This is a genomic window from Serratia sp. TSO36 (assembly GCF_057808395.1).
This window is the reverse complement of the sequence record NZ_JBJZOU010000002.1, coordinates 222,818-239,470: the sequence shown is the minus strand read 5'-3', so window position 1 is coordinate 239,470 and position 16,653 is coordinate 222,818. Positions and strand designations below refer to the sequence as shown.

General features: G+C 60.6%; 18 protein-coding genes. 8 read left to right on the top strand and 10 right to left on the bottom strand.

The window, feature by feature from the left end; all coding sequences use genetic code 11:
- Window positions 1–35 precede the first annotated feature (35 nt).
- Window positions 36–2,054, top strand: a complete 2,019-nt coding sequence (locus tag ACK3CV_RS01415; RefSeq protein ID WP_424540218.1) for a hypothetical protein — start codon at window positions 36–38, stop codon at window positions 2,052–2,054.
- A gap of 63 nt (window positions 2,055–2,117) precedes the next feature.
- On the opposite strand, the gene rpoH is transcribed toward ACK3CV_RS01415, so the two are convergent.
- The 4 genes from rpoH to ftsY form a co-directional block, all read right to left on the bottom strand.
- Window positions 2,118–2,975, bottom strand: a complete 858-nt coding sequence (rpoH, locus tag ACK3CV_RS01410; RefSeq protein ID WP_004934345.1) for an RNA polymerase sigma factor RpoH — start codon at window positions 2,973–2,975, stop codon at window positions 2,118–2,120.
- Window positions 2,976–3,292: 317 nt separating this feature from the next.
- The gene (ftsX, locus tag ACK3CV_RS01405; protein ID WP_033636680.1) at window positions 3,293–4,246 is read right to left on the bottom strand and encodes a permease-like cell division protein FtsX; all 954 of its coding nucleotides are present in this window, start codon (window positions 4,244–4,246) and stop codon (window positions 3,293–3,295) included.
- Window positions 4,236–4,907 (bottom strand): cell division ATP-binding protein FtsE, encoded by a 672-nt coding sequence (gene ftsE, locus ACK3CV_RS01400; RefSeq protein WP_004934337.1) that lies wholly within the window; start codon window positions 4,905–4,907, stop codon window positions 4,236–4,238. The genes ftsX and ftsE overlap by 11 nt, the downstream gene beginning before the upstream one ends.
- Window positions 4,908–4,912: 5 nt before the next feature.
- Window positions 4,913–6,595, bottom strand: coding sequence for a signal recognition particle-docking protein FtsY (ftsY, locus tag ACK3CV_RS01395; protein ID WP_489009789.1), 1,683 nt, complete (start codon window positions 6,593–6,595; stop codon window positions 4,913–4,915).
- Window positions 6,596–6,837: 242 nt separating this feature from the next.
- Here ftsY and rsmD point away from each other — a divergent pair, with 242 nt between their 5' ends.
- Both rsmD and ACK3CV_RS01385 read left to right on the top strand, forming a co-directional pair.
- Window positions 6,838–7,458 carry a 16S rRNA (guanine(966)-N(2))-methyltransferase gene (gene rsmD / locus ACK3CV_RS01390; protein ID WP_033636678.1) on the top strand — a complete coding sequence of 207 codons (621 nt, stop codon included), beginning with the start codon at window positions 6,838–6,840 and terminating at the stop codon, window positions 7,456–7,458.
- Entirely contained in the window at window positions 7,448–7,720 is a 273-nt protein-coding gene (locus tag ACK3CV_RS01385) for a DUF1145 family protein (RefSeq protein WP_004934327.1), read from the top strand. The genes rsmD and ACK3CV_RS01385 overlap by 11 nt, the downstream gene beginning before the upstream one ends.
- A 3-nt stretch (window positions 7,721–7,723) precedes the next feature.
- Here the strand turns inward: ACK3CV_RS01385 and ACK3CV_RS01380 are convergent, their stop codons facing one another.
- A complete protein-coding gene (locus ACK3CV_RS01380; protein WP_164040164.1) occupies window positions 7,724–8,080 on the bottom strand; it encodes a DUF2500 domain-containing protein in 357 nt (118 codons plus the stop codon).
- A gap of 159 nt (window positions 8,081–8,239) precedes the next feature.
- On the opposite strand from ACK3CV_RS01380, the gene ACK3CV_RS01375 reads away from it, so the two are divergent.
- Window positions 8,240–8,866, top strand: a complete 627-nt coding sequence (locus ACK3CV_RS01375) for a lysoplasmalogenase (protein WP_033636676.1) — start codon at window positions 8,240–8,242, stop codon at window positions 8,864–8,866.
- 42 nt (window positions 8,867–8,908) lie between these two features.
- On the opposite strand, the gene ACK3CV_RS01370 is transcribed toward ACK3CV_RS01375, so the two are convergent.
- Complete coding sequence (locus ACK3CV_RS01370) at window positions 8,909–9,286, bottom strand: AprI/Inh family metalloprotease inhibitor (protein WP_033636675.1); 378 nt, start codon at window positions 9,284–9,286, stop codon at window positions 8,909–8,911.
- Between the two features lie 55 nt (window positions 9,287–9,341).
- The gene (locus tag ACK3CV_RS01365) at window positions 9,342–10,805 is read right to left on the bottom strand and encodes a serralysin family metalloprotease (protein WP_086580813.1); all 1,464 of its coding nucleotides are present in this window, start codon (window positions 10,803–10,805) and stop codon (window positions 9,342–9,344) included.
- A 681-nt stretch (window positions 10,806–11,486) separates the two neighbouring features.
- On the opposite strand from ACK3CV_RS01365, the gene ACK3CV_RS01360 reads away from it, so the two are divergent.
- On the top strand, window positions 11,487–13,805 hold the full coding sequence (locus tag ACK3CV_RS01360; protein WP_164040162.1) for a zinc/cadmium/mercury/lead-transporting ATPase: 2,319 nt from the start codon (window positions 11,487–11,489) through the stop codon (window positions 13,803–13,805).
- A gap of 21 nt (window positions 13,806–13,826) precedes the next feature.
- Here ACK3CV_RS01360 and ACK3CV_RS01355 read toward each other — a convergent pair whose 3' ends face one another.
- The 3 genes from ACK3CV_RS01355 to tusA form a co-directional block, all read right to left on the bottom strand.
- Entirely contained in the window at window positions 13,827–14,141 is a 315-nt protein-coding gene (locus ACK3CV_RS01355; RefSeq protein WP_239504650.1) for a type II toxin-antitoxin system RelE/ParE family toxin, read from the bottom strand.
- Window positions 14,141–14,338: a type II toxin-antitoxin system RelB family antitoxin gene (gene relB, locus ACK3CV_RS01350; RefSeq protein WP_126179208.1), complete on the bottom strand. Its 198-nt coding sequence runs from the start codon at window positions 14,336–14,338 to the stop codon at window positions 14,141–14,143. Before relB ends, ACK3CV_RS01355 begins: the two co-directional genes overlap by 1 nt.
- A gap of 61 nt (window positions 14,339–14,399) precedes the next feature.
- Entirely contained in the window at window positions 14,400–14,645 is a 246-nt protein-coding gene (gene tusA / locus ACK3CV_RS01345) for a sulfurtransferase TusA (protein ID WP_025304890.1), read from the bottom strand.
- Window positions 14,646–14,865: 220 nt separating this feature from the next.
- Here tusA and ACK3CV_RS01340 point away from each other — a divergent pair, with 220 nt between their 5' ends.
- The 3 genes from ACK3CV_RS01340 to ACK3CV_RS01330 all read left to right on the top strand — a co-directional run bounded on the left by ACK3CV_RS01340 (window position 14,866) and on the right by ACK3CV_RS01330 (window position 16,645).
- Window positions 14,866–15,525 (top strand): 7-cyano-7-deazaguanine/7-aminomethyl-7-deazaguanine transporter, encoded by a 660-nt coding sequence (locus tag ACK3CV_RS01340; protein ID WP_033636672.1) that lies wholly within the window; start codon window positions 14,866–14,868, stop codon window positions 15,523–15,525.
- A gap of 41 nt (window positions 15,526–15,566) precedes the next feature.
- Window positions 15,567–16,001 (top strand): GNAT family N-acetyltransferase, encoded by a 435-nt coding sequence (locus ACK3CV_RS01335; RefSeq protein ID WP_164040160.1) that lies wholly within the window; start codon window positions 15,567–15,569, stop codon window positions 15,999–16,001.
- 80 nt (window positions 16,002–16,081) lie between these two features.
- Window positions 16,082–16,645, top strand: coding sequence for a DcrB family lipoprotein (locus tag ACK3CV_RS01330; protein ID WP_033636670.1), 564 nt, complete (start codon window positions 16,082–16,084; stop codon window positions 16,643–16,645).
- Window positions 16,646–16,653: the final 8 nt, after the last annotated feature.

Sequence of the window (16,653 nt, the reverse complement as noted above, 5' to 3'; positions counted from 1 at the left end):
CGGCACGGAACACCCGCCGCCTTCTTCCGCTGGCCATGCTGATCGGCGCCGCGCTGGCGCTGCCGCTGAGCGGCTATGCCTGCGGCCCGGATTTCCCTAACCGGCTGCTGATCGACCGCAACGGCACCCTGCTGTATATGCCGGAGGGCAATTTCGCCTTCGAAGCCGGCCGACTGGTGCCGGCGGATAAGCAGCTGCCGCGCTGGCAAGGCCCGCCGCCGCCGATGCCGCCGAAACCGATGCCGCAATCGCCGGAAACGGTGGCGATCGGCAAAATGCGCGCCGCCAAAACGGTGGAAGAGGCTGACGCCGTCAATACGCAGGGGTTGTCCAACGCCGCGCGCCTGTATCAACTGGGCGCCGTCGCTTTCACCAGCCAAGATCCTCGCGCCACAGACTATTTCCAGCAGGTGCTGAAGCTCCCGGCCGTCGAACAGGGCGACTGGGGGCTGCGGGCGCAGTATTCGCTTGGGCGGGTGTTGATGGCTGACCACGGTACGCCGTTGAATGAATCGGGTGAAGCGGCCCCCGCCGCCGAGCATCCGCCTAAAGCTGAACTTGAACAGGCGCTGGCGGCGTTCCAGCAGGTGATCGATCGGGTGAAAAGCGGCGCCGCCGATCCCGACCAGCTGGCGCTGAGCAGCCTCGGGCAGCAGGCGCGCATCCACCTGTGGCTGGGTGACGTCGCCCCCGCTGCCCACCTGTACGCACAGCAGGCGGCGCAGGGCGATCCGAGCGGCGGGCAGTCGCTGCAGTACGTCTCCAGCTACCTGGTCAATCCCGACCATCTGGAAACGCTGAAGCAGGTGATCGGCGATCCGTTGATCCAGCAGTTGGTGACCATTGAGCTGTTCGCCCGCAGCGGCAACCTGCAAATGGCGGATACCGACGGCAACGGCCGCTCTGCCCAGATCATCAGCCAGATCCTGACGCTGCTGGACGGCACGGTAAAAAGCGGCTTCGCCGGCAGCGATCGGCTGGCGGCATTGGCCTACCGTTCCGGGCAGTACCCGATGGCGGCGAGCCTGCTGAAAAACGCCGGCGACGGTGGCCTGGCGTGGTGGCTGCGCGCCAAAATGGCGCTGCGCGACGGTGACGTGAAAGCCGCCACCGCTGCCTACGCCAAGGCGGCAAGCGCGTTCCCCGCCGACGAAAGCTGGGGCGAACAGCGTAACGCCGACTTTGTCGCGGAAACCATCGTCCCCGAGTGCCGGGTGGCCGGTGAGCAGGCCATCCTGGCGCTGAACCGCGGCGACTATCTGCAGGCGATGGACCTGCTGTATCGCGGCAAGGCGCTCTACTGGGCCGACGTGGCCGATGTGGCGGAGCGCGTGCTGACCGTCGATGAGTTGAAAGGCTTTGTCGATAAGCACGCTCCGGCGCCGACGACGCCGCTCAAGCCGGTTAACCCGGACGACTACGGCGGCCAGCAGATCACGCCGGAAGTGCAGCTGCGCGAACTGCTGGCGCGGCGCTTGATGCGCGCCGGGCGGGCCGCGGAAGCGCAGGCCTATTTCGATATCCCCAACTACCGGCAAGCGGCGCAGCAGTACGCCGATGAGCTGAAGGCCGCCAAGGACAAGTCCGCCGCGCCGCTGGCGCGCGCGCAAGCTTACTATCGCGCGGCCAACCTGCTGCGCGCCCAGGGGCTGGAGTTTACCGGCTATGAGATGACGCCGGATTACGCCATCTATGGCGCCGGCTATTCCTATCTGGGGGATGCGTTCGATACTCGCGAGCTGAAGCACAAAAGCTGGATCGACAGCGCAGAAGCGGCGCGCGCCAAGGCGGCGCTGCCGGCGCAGGACAACCGTTTCCTGCACTATCGCTGGCAGGCAGTGGGGCTGGCGCAACAGGCGGCCGATCTGCTGCCGCCGAAGAGCCAGGCCTATGCCGCCGTGCTGTGTAACGCCGCCAGCTGGGTTATCAAGCGCGACGCCAAGACCGGCCGGGCGCTTTATCAACGCTACATCAACACCGGCACTCGCTACCCGTGGGCGGCGAAATTCGGCTACGACTGCCCGGCGCCGGACTTTACCGCCGTGGCGCCATAACGCCGAATTTCAGGCATGAAAAAGCCCGGCTTGCCGGGCTTTTTTTTCGAATATCGCATCGACTCAGGCTTCGATCGCCATTTTCAATTTCTTCATGGCGTTCTTTTCCAGCTGGCGCACGCGCTCGGCGGAAACGCCGTACTGATCGGCCAGCTCCTGCAGCGTCGACTTGTTGTCGTCGTCGAGCCAACGGGCGCGGATGATATGCTGGCTGCGCTCGTCCAGACCTTCCAGCGCATAGGCCAGTTTGTCTGCGGCGTTGCTTTCCCAGTTATCTTCCTCGATGCCTTCAGCGAAGTCGGAGCTCTTGTCCTGCAGGTACAGCACCGGCGCCATCGACTGGCCATCGCGGGCCTCGTCGTCCGGAGTCGGATCGAACGTCATGTCCTGCGCCGCCATGCGAGATTCCATCTCGCGCACGTCTTTGCTGGTTACGCCCAGCTCGCGGGCCACCAGTTCCACTTCGTCCTGGTTGAACCAGCCCAAACGCTGTTTGGTTTTGCGCAGGTTAAAGAACAGCTTGCGCTGCGCTTTGGTGGTCGCCACTTTCACGATGCGCCAGTTGCGCAGTACGTACTCGTGGATTTCCGCCTTAATCCAATGCACCGCAAAGGAAACCAGACGCACGCCGACTTCAGGGTTGAAGCGGCGAACGGCTTTCATCAGGCCGATATTGCCTTCCTGAATCAGATCCGCCTGTGGCAGACCATAGCCTGAATAGTTGCGGGCAATATGAGCGACAAAGCGCAGGTGAGACAGGATGAGCTGCTTAGCGGCATCCAGATCGCCCTGATAATGCAGCCGTTCAGCCAGCTCCCGCTCTTCCTCTGCCGTCAGCATCGGATAGGCGTTGGCTGCCCGGATATAGGCTTCCAAGCTACCTTGGGGTACTAAGGCTAAAGTTTGCATTTCTTTGGTCATTCAAACCCTCTCTATGAGAATACAAAATCATGCAGGTGATTATTACAGCGGGGAAATGATTGATTCTACGGCAGTTGCTGAAGCAAAAGCGGTTCCACACGCCGGGCACCTTAACATTTGCTGCAATTTTTGACCGTACTCCGCCCTAAAAGTTCACCCTTTTTTGCAAGCATTGTTGCTGACAATACGTGACGAGGGTGCAGGCCGATAGGGAATTTGTGCGCTAAGAAGAGAGGGATGGTGCTGACTTCGCTTGAGGTCACTCTTCTCCCGCAACGCGATCAAAAGCAGCAGGAGAAGAGTATACCAAAAAAATCTTACTGTGGTGTAAATCGGCGTAAATGTTGCACCGTCGCCAGCCAGGCGGCGATCCAACCGATCATCGCGGAGATGATCAGCAGCAACAGCGCCTCGTCCCAGCCCAGCCCGTGCAGGGTGAAGGTGGTGCCGAACACCTTGGCCACCCCGGCGACCACTGACTCCAGCTGCCACACCAGCGCACCGGACAGCACCAGCGACAGCAGCGCGCCGGCAAAGCCGAGCATCGCCCCGCCGTTAAGGAACGGCCGCAGGATAAAACCGTCGGTGGCGCCGATCAGCTTCATCACGTTGATGGTGTCGCGGCGGCTGAAGATGCTCAGACGCACGCTGTTGCCGATCACCAGGAACACCGCCACGATCATCAGCACGCCGATGATCGCCGCGATCTGGCCCGCCAGCCCGGTCAGCGCCGCCAGGCGGGCAAACCAGCTGTCATCCATACGCACTTCTTCCACGCCCTGCACCGCCGCTACGCGATCGCGCAGGGTGTTGAGGGTATCCGAACTCTGGAAGCTCATCTTCGGCGTGACGATCGCCACCGCCGGCAGCGGGTTCTCTTCCAGCATGTCCAGCGCGCCGCCAAAGCCCGACCAGTTGCGGAACTCGCCGCGCGCTTCTTCACGCGACAGGTAATTGACCTTCTCCACGCCGGCTTCCGCCTTGATGGCGTCGAGCACTTTCAGCGCGGCGTCGTCATCGAGCGATTTATCCAGATAAACGGTCAGCTGCGGCGTCGGGTACCACTGGCTGGCCGCGGTGCTGACGTTTTTCCACACGATGTAGCACACGCTCGGCAGCGTCAGGGAGATGGCGATCACCATCACCGTCAACAGCGTCGCCAACGGCTGGCGCAGCATGTCTTTGATGGCGTTCATCCAGGCGTAACGCCACTGTTCGCGCCAGCCGCCGCGCAGCGCCTTGCTCTTGGCGGTTTTTGCGTTATTGGCCATGGTGAGCGCCCCCTTGCATGCGGCCCTGGCTCAGCGTCAGGATGCGGTAATTGCGGCGGGCGATAAGCCCGGTGTCGTGCGTCGCCATTAATACGGTGACGCCGACGCGGTTGAATTCTTCAAATAGGCGCAGAATGCCTTCCGACAGCGCGTCGTCCAGGTTGCCGGTCGGTTCATCCGCCAGCAACACCGCCGGCTTGTTCACCACCGCACGGGCGATGCCCACGCGCTGCTGCTCACCGCCGGACAGTTGAATCGGGAAGTTCTTCGCTTTATCCAGCAAACCGACCTTGTCCAGCGCGGCGGAGACGCGGCGGCGGATGTCTTCGGTACTGGCGCCGGCAATGATCAGCGGCATCGCCACATTGTCATACACCGTGCGATCCAGCAGCAGGTGGTGATCCTGGAAGATCATGCCGATCTGCCGACGCAGGAACGGCACCTCGCGGTTTTTCAAACGACTGATGTCGTGGCCGCCAAACCAGATGTGGCCGGCGCTGGGCCGCTCGATACCGCAAATCAGTTTCAGCAGGGTACTTTTCCCCGCGCCGGAATGGCCGGTCAGAAACGCCATTTCCGCCGGGCGCAGATGGAAATCGACCCCCTGCAGCGCTTGCCGTCCGCCCAGATAAGCTTTACTGACCTGTTCAAAGCGAATCATCCGTATTAATCCTCTCGGGCAAAAAGTGCCTCAATAAAATCGTCAGCCTTAAACGGCCGCAAATCTTCGATGCCTTCCCCGACGCCGATATAGCGAATCGGGATACCGAACTGATCGGCGATGGCGAAGATCACCCCGCCCTTGGCGGTACCGTCCAGTTTAGTCAGCGTGATGCCGGTTAAGCCCACGGCCTCATTAAATAATTTCGCCTGGCTGACCGCATTCTGGCCGGTGCTGGCATCGAGCGTCAGCATAACCTCATGGGGGGCCTGGTCGTCCAGTTTTTTCATGACGCGGACGATCTTCTTCAGCTCTTCCATCAGGTGCGATTTGTTCTGCAGACGGCCGGCGGTATCGGCGATCAAGACATCGATGCCGCGCGCCTTGGCGGCCTGCACCGCATCGAAGATCACCGAAGCGGAATCCGCCCCGGTATGCTGCGCCACCACCGGAATGCGGTTGCGTTCGCCCCACACCTGCAGCTGCTCCACCGCCGCGGCGCGGAAAGTATCCCCCGCCGCCAGCATCACCGACTTGCCTTCCGCCTGGAATTGGCGCGCCAGCTTGCCGATGGTGGTGGTTTTACCCACGCCGTTCACGCCGACCATCAGAATGACATACGGGGTTTTCCCGCTGACATCCAGCGGCTGATCGACCTTGGCCAGAATTTCGGACATTTCCTCCTTCAGCTTGCCATACAGCGCTTCGGCGTCTTTCAGCTGCTTGCGGCTGGCGTGCTGGGTCAGGGAGGTGATGATCTTGCGCGTGGTCTCCACGCCGACATCGGCGATCAGCAGCTGTTCTTCCAACTCGTCGAACAGGTCGTCGTCGATCTTTTTACCGCGGAACAGCCCCATAAAGCCGGAGCCGAGGTTTTGCTTGGTTTTCAGCAGGCTGCGCTTCAGGCGAGCGAAGAAGCCCTCTTTGGTCGGCCGCTCCTGCTCTTGCGCAGCGGCCGGCACCACGGGTTCAAGCGGCGCTTCTTCTTCCGGTTCTGGTTCAACGACCGGCTCAGGTTCAACGACCGGCTCTGGCTCGACAACCGGCTCTGGCTCGACAACCGGCTCTGGCTCGACGACCGGCTCAGGTTCAACGGCCGGCTCTAGCTCGACAACCGGCTCTAGCTCGACAACCGGCTCGGGCTCGACGACCGGCTCAGGTTCGACAACCGGCTCGGGCTCGACGACCGGCTCAGGTTCGACAACCGGCTCGGGCTCGACAACCGGCTCAGGCTCAACAACTGGCTCGGGTTCAACGACCGGCTCGGGCTCGACAACCGGCTCAGGCTCAACAACCGGTTCAGGCTCAACAACTGGCTCGGGTTCAACCACCGGCTCCGGCTCGACGACCGGCTGCTGCTGCGCCACTACCTGCTCGGTCACGCTGACAATCTCTTCGGCCAACGCTTGCGCCGTCGGGTGTTCGGCCGCCGCAGGCAGGTTTTCCGCGATGGGTTCACCGGCCTGGCCGCTATCCCACTCTCCCGGGGTGTCGACGGAGGCGGCAGGTTCAGATTCCTGGGCGGGGAGCTTGTCATCCAGCTTGGCGGTGGCCGGTTCAGCCGGCGTCTCCGCGGCCTGAGGCTCCGCCTGCTCTACCGGCTGCTCAGGTTGCTGTTGCTCTTCTTCCTTTTCCTTCTGGCCAAACCCCAGCCAGGAGAAAAACCCACGTTTCTTATCTTTTGCCATGTTATGACTCTACTCCGTACCGAAGGCTCGCTTACCCTACATACCTGAAGGATATATGCTGACAATAATCCGCCGAGTCTATCACTTTCCCTCGCGCAGCAACACGCATCCGGCACGCTTTCCGGTGTGAAATCAGACAACAAAGTTTTACCGTTCCCCCCGAAGCCCGTCACCGGTAGAATAGGGGCAACTTTTCGTTAACCTCTGCGGCTCCGCGCCGCAAAAGAAATCAAACAACGCTTATGACAAGACTCTCGCCACGGGCGGCGGCCAAAAAACCGCCCCAGGCCGCAGCCGGACAGATCCGCATCATCGGCGGCCAATGGCGCGGTCGCAAGCTGCCGGTGCCGAACAGCCCGGGGCTGCGCCCCACCACCGATCGGGTGCGCGAAACCCTGTTCAACTGGCTGGCGCCGGTGATTCAGGGCGCGCGCTGTCTGGACTGTTTCGCCGGCAGCGGCGCATTAGGGCTGGAAGCGCTGTCGCGCTACGCCGGCAGCGCCACGCTGCTGGAATTCGAACGGCCGGTGGCGCAGCAGCTGGAAAAAAATCTGGCGCTGCTGCAGGGCAAAGGGGTGGTTATCAACACCAACGCGCTGAGCTGGCTGGCGGGCGAGGGCCAACCGTTTGACGTGGTGTTCCTCGATCCGCCGTTTCGCAAAGGCCTGCTGGCGGAGACCGCCTTGCTGCTGGAGCAGCGTGGCTGGCTGGCCGACGAGGCCTGGATCTATGTAGAAGCCGAGGCGGAAAGCGCCGCGGCGGACGTGCCTGCCAGCTGGCAGCTGCATCGGGAGAAGGTCGCCGGCCAGGTGGCTTATCGCCTTTATATTCGTTCGCAAGAGAAAACCGACCATGCTGATTAATCTGGGCCGCCTGCTGATGCTGTGCGTGTGGGGCTTCCTGCTCTCTAACCTGTTCCATCCGTTTCCCAAGCCGCTGAAGTATTTCATCGACGTGGCGCTGTTCTTTATGGTGGTGATGCACGGCCTGCAGCTGGTGCTGCTGAAATCCACCCAGCCGAAGGATCAGCCGATCAGCTACTGGCAAGAAGCCAAGATCTTTATCTTTGGCGTGTTCGAGCTGTTGGCCTGGCAGAAGAAACAGCCGCCCATCAAGAAAAAGTGACCGCTACGGCTGAACGCTGAAAGAGACGAAGCGCGTGCCCTGCATGTTCAACGTGCCCTGCGCGCCTTTTTCTATCGGGTTGTATTGCCACTGTTTCAACCGCAGCGTGATGTCTTCACCGCCCTGGTTCGGGCGGAACACCACCTCGTAATACATCGGCTCATTGACCAGCGGTTCACGCTGCGGCGCACGGGTTTTGGCAACCGGGAAGCTGCGCTTGTCGCTCACCGTCACCTGCAGGCTGCGCATCGGCGCACGATCGTTTTCCGCCTCCTGCTGGCGCTGTTTGAAATAGCGTTGCGTGGCCAGCACGGCAATCAACGCAATCACGGCGACAAAAAACAACGGTGGCTTGCTCATCGGTTTCCCATTTCCTTCACGGCCAAATCGGCGTAAACATAGCATTCTCAAGAAAGCATTGTCGATCGTCGGCAGGCTACCTACACTGAAATAAGAAGTGACATTGGTGACAGTTTGGAGCCGGTTGTTGCGGCTCCCTCATGCATAAGGAAGACATAAATGAGTTGGCCGTTCCTTGCCGTATTCTTTTCCGGTTGGCTGTTCGTCGACGCCTCTTACCGTGGCCCGCGCTGGCAGCGCTGGGTGTTCAAACCCGTCACGCTGCTGCTGCTGTTGCTGTTGGCCTGGCAGGCACCGGTGCTCGGCGCCGCGGGTTATCTGATCGTACTCGGCCTGTTGGCGACCCTGATCGGCGACGCGCTGCTCCTGCTGCCGCGCGAGCGGGTGCTGTACGCCATCGGCGCCTTTTTCCTGTCCCATCTGCTGTATACCCTGAGCTTCGCCAGCCAGATGACGTTCAGCCTGTTCTGGCCGCTGCCGCTGGCGCTGCTGGCGATCGGCGCGTTGCTGCTGGCCACCCTTTGGACCCGGCTGGAAGAGATGCGCTGGCCGATCGTCACCTACGTGGCGATGACGCTGCTGATGGTCTGGCTGGCGGGCGAGCAATATTTCCTGCGCAGCACCGATTTCGGCTTCTCGCTGCTGACCGGCACCTCGCTGCTGCTGCTGGCCAACGTGGTTTGGCTGCTCAACCGCTACCGTTTCACCTTCCGCGCGGCGGACGCCATCGTGGCTTTCTGTTACTTCTCCGGCCACTTCCTGATCGTGCGTTCGCTCTACCTGTAACTTTCTGCCGCGGGTTCGGTGCGCCGAACCCGTTTTTCATTATCAAGCCAGCGCTTTCAACGTCAGGGCATCATCGGCGCCCAGCTGATTGCGATACAGATCGCCGTCGCGCGAGAAGAACGCCAGCGTGCTGCCATCCGCCCGCAGCAGAGCGATGCCGTCCGGCGCCGGGCGCCAGCCCACGACTTCCGCCGCAAACACGCTTTGCAAACACCGTTGCCGATCCACCAGCTGATAGCCGTTGGTCTCGCTTTGTTCATTCGCCAGAAATTCGATTTGGCATTGCCGTTCGCTGTCGGCCACCTGCCATTGCCCCGCCAGCGACTGCGCGGTCGGCAGCACCAGGCTGCCGGCCATGACCGCACTCGTCACCATCATGCCGCCCGCCGCCAAAGCGGTGCGCGTTAAAGTACCTTTCATACCCGGCTCCCGCATCACGCCCGGCCGAGACTGCGCCGGGCGTTCCGTTACTGTGTTACACGATAAAGTCAGTGGCGACGTCAACCTGGCCGACGATTTTCACCAGGAAGTCCGGCGCCTGATGGCCACCGATATTCACCGACAAATCGGTCACGTTGTTGGAAGCGTTGTAGCTCAGCAGCGCTTCGCCGGCCGTGCCGCTGAAGTGATCGACGAAGTGAATGAAATCGCTGCTCTGCGCCTCTTTGTTGAAGAACGACAGGTCAATTTTGTCGATCCCTTTCTGGAAGTCGCGGATCCAGTCTGAAGCGCCCGGTGCGGAATCGCTGGCGGCAGAGAACACGAAGATGTCTTTGCCGGCACCGCCCCACAGCTCATCCGCCCCGCCGCCGCCGAACAGCACGTCGTTACCCGCGCCGCCTTTCAGCACGTTGTTGGCCGCGTTGCCGACGATCACGTCGTTGCCGGAACCGCCGATGGCGTTCTCGATGGTCACACCGGCAGCGATCGAGACGTTGCCCTTCAGGCCGCCCACGTCGGAGAACGATTTCTCGTTCAGGTTGATGCGTTGGTTAGCGGTGTAACCGGAGAAATCGAAGGTATCGTTGCCGCCCGCATCCCAGGCCGCAAAGATCACTTTCTGCGAGTTGCTGGTGGTGCTGAGGAAGTCGCGACCGGTGTTGGAGTTAAAGCCGTACACAGTGTCGCCGGTGCGGGTCGACAGGTTGGCGCCATACAGATGCTGAATGGCGGCAATGTCATCCAGCAGCGGAGCCGCGGCATAGTGGCCGCCGTTGTCGCCACCGGTGTTGGTTTCACTCCAGTAGCTCATCAGGCTGAACTGGCGGGTATCCTCTGCATAGGTGACGTCGCGATAGGTCGGGTTACCCTCACCGGCGTTGTAGTCGCCCGGGTGGCTCAGGCCCAGCGCATGGCCAATCTCATGGGTGAACGTCTGACGGCCGTAGTCTTCGGTCGCCGGATGTTTCACGTTGGATTGGTTGACGTTGTACCAGGTCTGGCCGCCCAGATCCTGGCCCTGCCAAATGGTGTTCGGCAGGAAGGCGTAGGCCTGGGTGCCGTAATCATAGTGGCCGGGACGATCCTGGCTGTAGTTGCCGAAGGTGATGTTGGCCTTTTGTCCGGCCGCCACTTCGGTGAAGGTGATATTGGCGACGTCGGCCCAGGACTGCAGCGACAGCTTAGCCTGCTGCTGCTGTTCCGCGCTGAACTTGCTCAGCCCGGTGTCGCCGGCGACGTTGGTAGAAGAGAACTTATAATCCGGGAAGGAGAAGGTTAATTTGACCGGCTGGCCAAATACCTTGTAACCGTTCCAGGTTTGGTTCTCGCGGGTAATAAACAGCCCTGCTTGCTCGTTAGAAAATGAATCCTTGCCATTAATCTGAATCCCGTTGCCCCGCTCATGATAATGCAGCAGGTCGTCTACAGCATCGTAGCCGGTTGTTGCGGCCGCAAGGCTGGATTCAGTAATTTCAATTGCCTTTTTAGTAGATTGCATTGGTTCGATTCCACTCATTACCTGATTGATATCAATCAGACAGATAGACATAACCTCCCCGTAAGCCAGGGCTAATGAACCTCAGGCCTGCTGGAAGGGGCTTATGCGCCGTTGCCGGCAGTGTGTTAGGTAGAATTAATGCATATATATCAGCAAATAAGATCACCATTAAAAATGGTAATCGATTCCAATTATAGGCAGGGTCGCAAAACTGCACATAAAATAATCAACCATTTATTATCGCAACGAAAGTTTGTTATGCTGCTTTTTTGGCTTCTTTACAAAACAAATGAAGCTTGATGAGGAGAAGTTGGCACCAAACTTCAATAGCAATGCGGCCTGCAGACTCAAGCGAATCATGCTGGCTTTCCCCAGGGTAAAAGGTAAATTTTGCTAAAGCGTTATAGATTAATAACTCTTTATTATTAGGTCGGGCGATTTTTTAGTTTCTATAGGAATATTATTTTCTTATTTAAACTATCGGCGGCGAGCCTGTTTCCCCAAATAGGGGATAAGAAAAGCCGATAGATTAAAATTCGCATTATTCATTATTGAATGAATCCCCCTTTCTACGCTTGAACGCCGTTAGCAATAATTCTCATCCGGCGCTTGACTCTGGAGTGGACTCCAGGGTGTAGAGTCAACTGAGCAAACCCGTTTAACAGCCCGAAGGGGGACGTTATGCACAATCAGCAAAACCATAATCATCAGGAACATCACCACGCCGAAGGCGGATGCGGCTGCAACCACAGCCACAGCAAAACGCAGCATGGCTGCAGCAGCGAACCGAAAAACGCCGCCGCGCAGGCCGAACAGGCCCACCATCATCACGATCATGGCGATAGCGGCTGCTGCGCCGCCACGCCCGACGATCCGGACGAGGAAAGCGACAGGCTGGCCGCCGCTCCCCCTTCCGGTAGCCAACGTTTCAGCTGGAAAGTCACCGGCATGGACTGCCCCAGCTGCGCCAAGAAAATCGAAAATGCCGTCACCGCACTCCCCGGCGTCGACAGCGCGCGCGTGTTGTTCGCCACCGAAAAGCTGGTGGTCGACGCACAGTCCGACATCAGCCTGCGGATCCAGGACGCGGTCGCCCAGGCCGGCTTTACTCTGCTCGGCACTCAGAACGCCAAAGCCGCCGCGCCGAAAACCTCACGCTTCGGCGAATTCGCACCGCTGCTGCTGTTAACTACCCTGATGGTCGTCAGCTGGGTGCTTGATCGGGTTAACCCGGAGCTGGGGCGCATCGCCTTTATCGCCACCACGCTGGTCGGATTGGCGCCGGTCGCCGCCAAGGCGCTGCGTTTGATCCGCTCCGGCACGCCATTCGCCATCGAAACGCTGATGAGCGTGGCGGCCATCGGCGCGCTGTTCATCGGCGCCACCGCCGAAGCGGCGATGGTGCTGCTGCTGTTTATGGTCGGCGAACTGCTGGAATCCTACGCCGCCAACCGCGCGCGACGCGGCGTGACGGCGCTGATGGAGCTGGTGCCGGAAGACGCGCTGCTGCTGCAAGGCACGGAACGCAAACGCGTGCCGGTCGCCAGCCTGCGCCCTGGCGACGTGATTGAAATCGCGCCCGGCGGGCGCCTGCCGGCCGACGCCGAGCTGCTCAATCCGTTCGCCAGCTTCGACGAAAGCGCCCTGACCGGCGAATCGGTGCCGGTCGAGCGCCAGCAGGGCGAGAAAGTGGCCGCCGGCAGCCTGTCCGTCGATCAGGCGGCGCAGATGAAGGTGATCTCCGAGCCCGGCAAAAACGCCATCGACCGCATTCTGCAGCTGATTGAAGAAGCCGAAGAGCGCCGCGCGCCGATCGAACGCTTCCTCGATCGGTTCAGCCGTTATTACACCCCGGCCATTATGCTGCTGGCCGTCGCGGTGATCCTGGTGCCGCCGCTGCTGTTCTCACAGCCGTGGGATACCTGGATCTATCGCGGCCTGACGCTGCTGCTGATCGGCTGCCCATGCGCATTGGTGATCTCGACCCCGGCGGCCATTACATCCGGGCTGGCGGCCGCCACGCGGCGCGGCGCGCTGATTAAAGGCGGCGCGGCGCTGGAGCAACTGGGCCAGATACAAACCATCGCCTTCGATAAAACCGGCACCCTGACCGAAGGCAAGCCGACGGTGACCGACGTGCTGCCGATAGGCACACTCACCGAACAGCGGCTGCTGCAGCTTGCCGCCGCGGTGGAAGCCGGTTCACATCACCCGCTGGCGCAGGCGATCATCAACCGCGCCGCCGCAAGCGGGGCTGAGCTGCCGCTGGCGCAGGCGCGCCGCGCGCTGGCCGGCGTCGGCGTGGAAGGGATCGTGGACGGCAAGACCGTGCTGATCAGCGCGCCGGGCAAGCTGGCGCCGGGCCTGCTCGACGCTCAATGGCAGAGCCAGGTAGACAAGCTGGAAAACGCCGGTAAAACGGCGGTGGTGGTGCTGGAAGACGGCGCGCCCATCGGCTTGCTGGCGCTGCGCGATACGCTGCGCAGCGACGCCAAACAGGCGATAGCCGAACTGAACGCGCTGGGTATTCGCGGCGTGATGCTGACCGGCGACAACCCGCGCGCCGCCGCGGCGATCGCCGGCGAGCTGGGCCTCGACTATCGCGCTAGTCTGTTACCGGAAGATAAGGTCAGCGCGGTCACCGAGCTGAGCGAACTGCGCCCGACGGCGATGATCGGCGACGGCATCAACGACGCCCCGGCGATGAAAGCCTCCAGCATCGGCATCGCCATGGGCAGCGGCACCGACGTGGCATTGGAAACCGCCGACGCCGCCCTGACCCACAACCGGCTGCTGGGCGTCGCGGAGATGATCCGCATCTCGCGCGCCACCCACGCCAATATCCGGCAAAACATCACCATCGCGCTGGGGTTGAAAGGGGTCTTCCTGATCACCAGCCTGCTGGGGCTGACCGGTTTGTGGCTGGCGGTGCTGGCCGACTCCGGCGCCACCGCGCTGGTCACCGCCAACGCGCTGCGGCTGTTGAGAAAGCGCCAATAACGCGGCGCCAGGCCGGGTTCCTCAATGGGAACCCGGCATGATCGATTGCAGCGGCAGTATTAAGGATATTGTCGGCGCGTATATAAAACCCGCAACACCCGGATGTGAGTTTCCAACACCTGGTAAACCAGGAGATAATGGGGATGTAGGGGGGATTTCATGCGTGCCGTCCACTCTGCCGCGCCGGAAAATTCGAGGATGTCTGGCGGCGGGAATGACGGCCTCCATGATGAGAACCTTCATTTTTCTGGCCGCCAGAGGGTTATCATTGGCGATGAATCCCACAATCTCCGCCAGATCCTGACGTGCGGCTCGAGTCCATTCGATGTTGAGCATTATGCCTGCTTCGCTTTGATCCTGGCTTCTGCAGCAGCGATAACAGCATCCATTTCAGCCATCACGTCATCATGAGGAATGCCGGGCCGCGGCTCATCCATGGCTTCCTGAACTTTTTCAAGAAACCAGCGCTCATAGCCCTGTGTACGTTCCTCATTTTCCATCTTGGCAACCGTAGGCAGTAGTAAAATACTCATCGTTTGTCCCCTTCGAACGCTCCCCGATCGCAGGGAGCTTATCTCACGAGGCGATTAAAAACTATACACCTTTACGTAACAGATAACGGTATGGCGCCTGCTCGGTCTCCTGCGCCACCAGCGTGTGCTCCATAAAGCGGCAGAACCCCGGAATATCGCGGGTGGTGGCCGGATCGTCGGCGATAATCAGCAGCGTTTCGCCGTTGTCCATATGGCGCACGGTTTTGCGCACCATCATCACCGGTTCCGGGCAACGCAGGCCCAGCGCGTCGAGCGTCTGGTCTGCCTGGGCAAATAAGTCAGTCATGCAATTTTTCTCGTTCAAAAACGATCGGCGAACGCTCGCCGCATCTCATTAGCGCCTAGTTTACGCCGGTAGTTTTTCTGCGCAAGATGCGTTAACGTTTGCGTTAAATTTAACCATTGCATTGGTTGCGCAAACGCGTATCATGCCGCCGCGCAGCGTTTTTTGCTGTTTTGACAAGACACACTGGGTTCCCTCACCCCACTGCTAAAAAGGCTACAATATGTATTCGTTTACCGCACAGCAGCGCTTCACGGCGTTGGTCTGGCTTTCGCTGTTTCATATCGCCATCATTACCTCCAGCAACTACCTGGTACAGCTGCCGATCACCGTTTTCGGCTTCCATACCACCTGGGGCGCCTTTACCTTCCCGTTTATCTTCCTCGCGACCGATCTGACCGTGCGCATCTTCGGCGCGCCGCTGGCGCGGCGGATTATCCTGGCGGTGATGGTGCCGGCGCTGTTCATCTCCTACGTGATATCCACCGTCACCTATCAGGGAGAATGGCAGGGCTTCGCGGCGCTGGGCAGTTTTAACCTGTTCGTGGCGCGTATCGCCGTCGCCAGCTTTATGGCCTACGTACTCGGCCAGATCCTCGACGTTCACGTCTTCAATCGCCTGCGCCAACGCAGCGCCTGGTGGGTGGCGCCGGCGGCGGCGATGTTCTTCGGCAATATCAGCGATACGCTGGCGTTCTTCTTCATCGCCTTCTACAAAAGCAGCGATCCCTTCATGGCCAACAACTGGGTGGAGATCGCGCTGGTGGATTACAGCTTCAAGGTGATGATCTGCCTGCTGTTCTTCCTGCCGATGTACGGCGTGTTGCTGAACATGCTGCTCAAACGCATCGCGGCGCGCAGCGGCAGCCTGCAGCCGGGCTGAGCCGTGTTATTCTGGGCGGCCCTATCCTTTGGAGGCCGCCCATGACCCCAATCGTCCGCACCGCCACGCTCGAAGAAATCCACCGCCTTTACCAACGCATCCCCGAATTCGGCGGCCTGCATAGCCTGGCCGATCTGCAGCGGCGTATCGGCGGTGCCCCCGCCAGCCTGTTGATCGCCGACATCGACGGCCAGCCGGCCGGTTTCAAACTCGGTTATCAACAGCGGGAAACGGTGTTTTACAGCTGGCTGGGCGGCGTGCTGCCGGCATTTCGTCGCCACGGCGTGGCACAGGCCTTGTTGGCCGAACAGGAGCGCTGGACGCGGGCGCAGGGCTATCGCCGGCTGACGGTCAAAACCCGCAACCGGTTCCGCGCCATGCTGACGATGCTGCTCGCCCACCACTATCAGATTGTTCAGCTGGAAAAGAAAGGCGAAGTGGCTGATTATCGGCTATTACTGGAGAAAAACTTGTGACAACATCTGCCTTGCATTTCAGCCTGGAATAGGTTGCGATACGACAGTGAATCCCTACCGGAAAGGAAGAAGGAAGCCCGATGCGTAAAGTAGCGAAATTGATGGGTATCAGCCTGCTGGCACTTGGCCTCGCGGCCTGCGACGGCGACACCAAAGACACCAAGGCAGCGTCTGACGGCGCGGCGGCCAGCGCGCCGGCCGGGCAGCAGGTCAGCCTGCTGGACGGTAAACTGGCGTTCACCCTGCCGGTCGGCATGGCGGATCAGAGCGGCAAGCTGGGCAACCAGGCCAACAACATGCATGTTTACGCAGACAGCACCGGCCAGCGCGCGGTGATCGTGATCCTGGGCGACAAGACCGCCGACAGCCTGGAGACCCTGGCCAAGCGCCTGGAGAATACCCAGCGCGCGCGTGACGCCAACCTGCAGGTGATCACCAACAAAGCGCTCGACGTCAACGGCGTGCCGCTGCGTCAGCTGGACAGCATCATCACCAGCGGCGGCGAAAAAGCCTATTCCTCCGTCCTGATCGGCTCGCTGAACAACAACATGCTGACCATTCAGGTGACGCTGCCGGCGGACAATCAGCAGCAGGCGCAGGCCGAAGCCGAAGGCATCATCTCCACCCTGAAGCTGAAGCAGTAATCCCACAG

Excerpts from the sequence above, each read along its gene's own strand:
- ACK3CV_RS01415 (WP_424540218.1), top strand. The coding sequence starts at position 36 with ATGCTGATCGGCGCCGCGCTGGCGCTGCCGCTGAGCGGCTATGCCTGC.
- rpoH (WP_004934345.1), bottom strand. The coding sequence starts at position 2,975 with ATGACCAAAGAAATGCAAACTTTAGCCTTAGTACCCCAAGGTAGCTTG.
- ftsX (WP_033636680.1), bottom strand. The coding sequence starts at position 4,246 with ATGGCCAATAACGCAAAAACCGCCAAGAGCAAGGCGCTGCGCGGCGGC.
- ftsE (WP_004934337.1), bottom strand. The coding sequence starts at position 4,907 with ATGATTCGCTTTGAACAGGTCAGTAAAGCTTATCTGGGCGGACGGCAA.
- ftsY (WP_489009789.1), bottom strand. The coding sequence starts at position 6,595 with ATGGCAAAAGATAAGAAACGTGGGTTTTTCTCCTGGCTGGGGTTTGGC.
- rsmD (WP_033636678.1), top strand. The coding sequence starts at position 6,838 with ATGACAAGACTCTCGCCACGGGCGGCGGCCAAAAAACCGCCCCAGGCC.
- ACK3CV_RS01385 (WP_004934327.1), top strand. The coding sequence starts at position 7,448 with ATGCTGATTAATCTGGGCCGCCTGCTGATGCTGTGCGTGTGGGGCTTC.
- ACK3CV_RS01380 (WP_164040164.1), bottom strand. The coding sequence starts at position 8,080 with ATGAGCAAGCCACCGTTGTTTTTTGTCGCCGTGATTGCGTTGATTGCC.
- ACK3CV_RS01375 (WP_033636676.1), top strand. The coding sequence starts at position 8,240 with ATGAGTTGGCCGTTCCTTGCCGTATTCTTTTCCGGTTGGCTGTTCGTC.
- ACK3CV_RS01370 (WP_033636675.1), bottom strand. The coding sequence starts at position 9,286 with ATGAAAGGTACTTTAACGCGCACCGCTTTGGCGGCGGGCGGCATGATG.
- ACK3CV_RS01365 (WP_086580813.1), bottom strand. The coding sequence starts at position 10,805 with ATGCAATCTACTAAAAAGGCAATTGAAATTACTGAATCCAGCCTTGCG.
- ACK3CV_RS01360 (WP_164040162.1), top strand. The coding sequence starts at position 11,487 with ATGCACAATCAGCAAAACCATAATCATCAGGAACATCACCACGCCGAA.
- ACK3CV_RS01355 (WP_239504650.1), bottom strand. The coding sequence starts at position 14,141 with ATGCTCAACATCGAATGGACTCGAGCCGCACGTCAGGATCTGGCGGAG.
- relB (WP_126179208.1), bottom strand. The coding sequence starts at position 14,338 with ATGAGTATTTTACTACTGCCTACGGTTGCCAAGATGGAAAATGAGGAA.
- tusA (WP_025304890.1), bottom strand. The coding sequence starts at position 14,645 with ATGACTGACTTATTTGCCCAGGCAGACCAGACGCTCGACGCGCTGGGC.
- ACK3CV_RS01340 (WP_033636672.1), top strand. The coding sequence starts at position 14,866 with ATGTATTCGTTTACCGCACAGCAGCGCTTCACGGCGTTGGTCTGGCTT.
- ACK3CV_RS01335 (WP_164040160.1), top strand. The coding sequence starts at position 15,567 with ATGACCCCAATCGTCCGCACCGCCACGCTCGAAGAAATCCACCGCCTT.
- ACK3CV_RS01330 (WP_033636670.1), top strand. The coding sequence starts at position 16,082 with ATGCGTAAAGTAGCGAAATTGATGGGTATCAGCCTGCTGGCACTTGGC.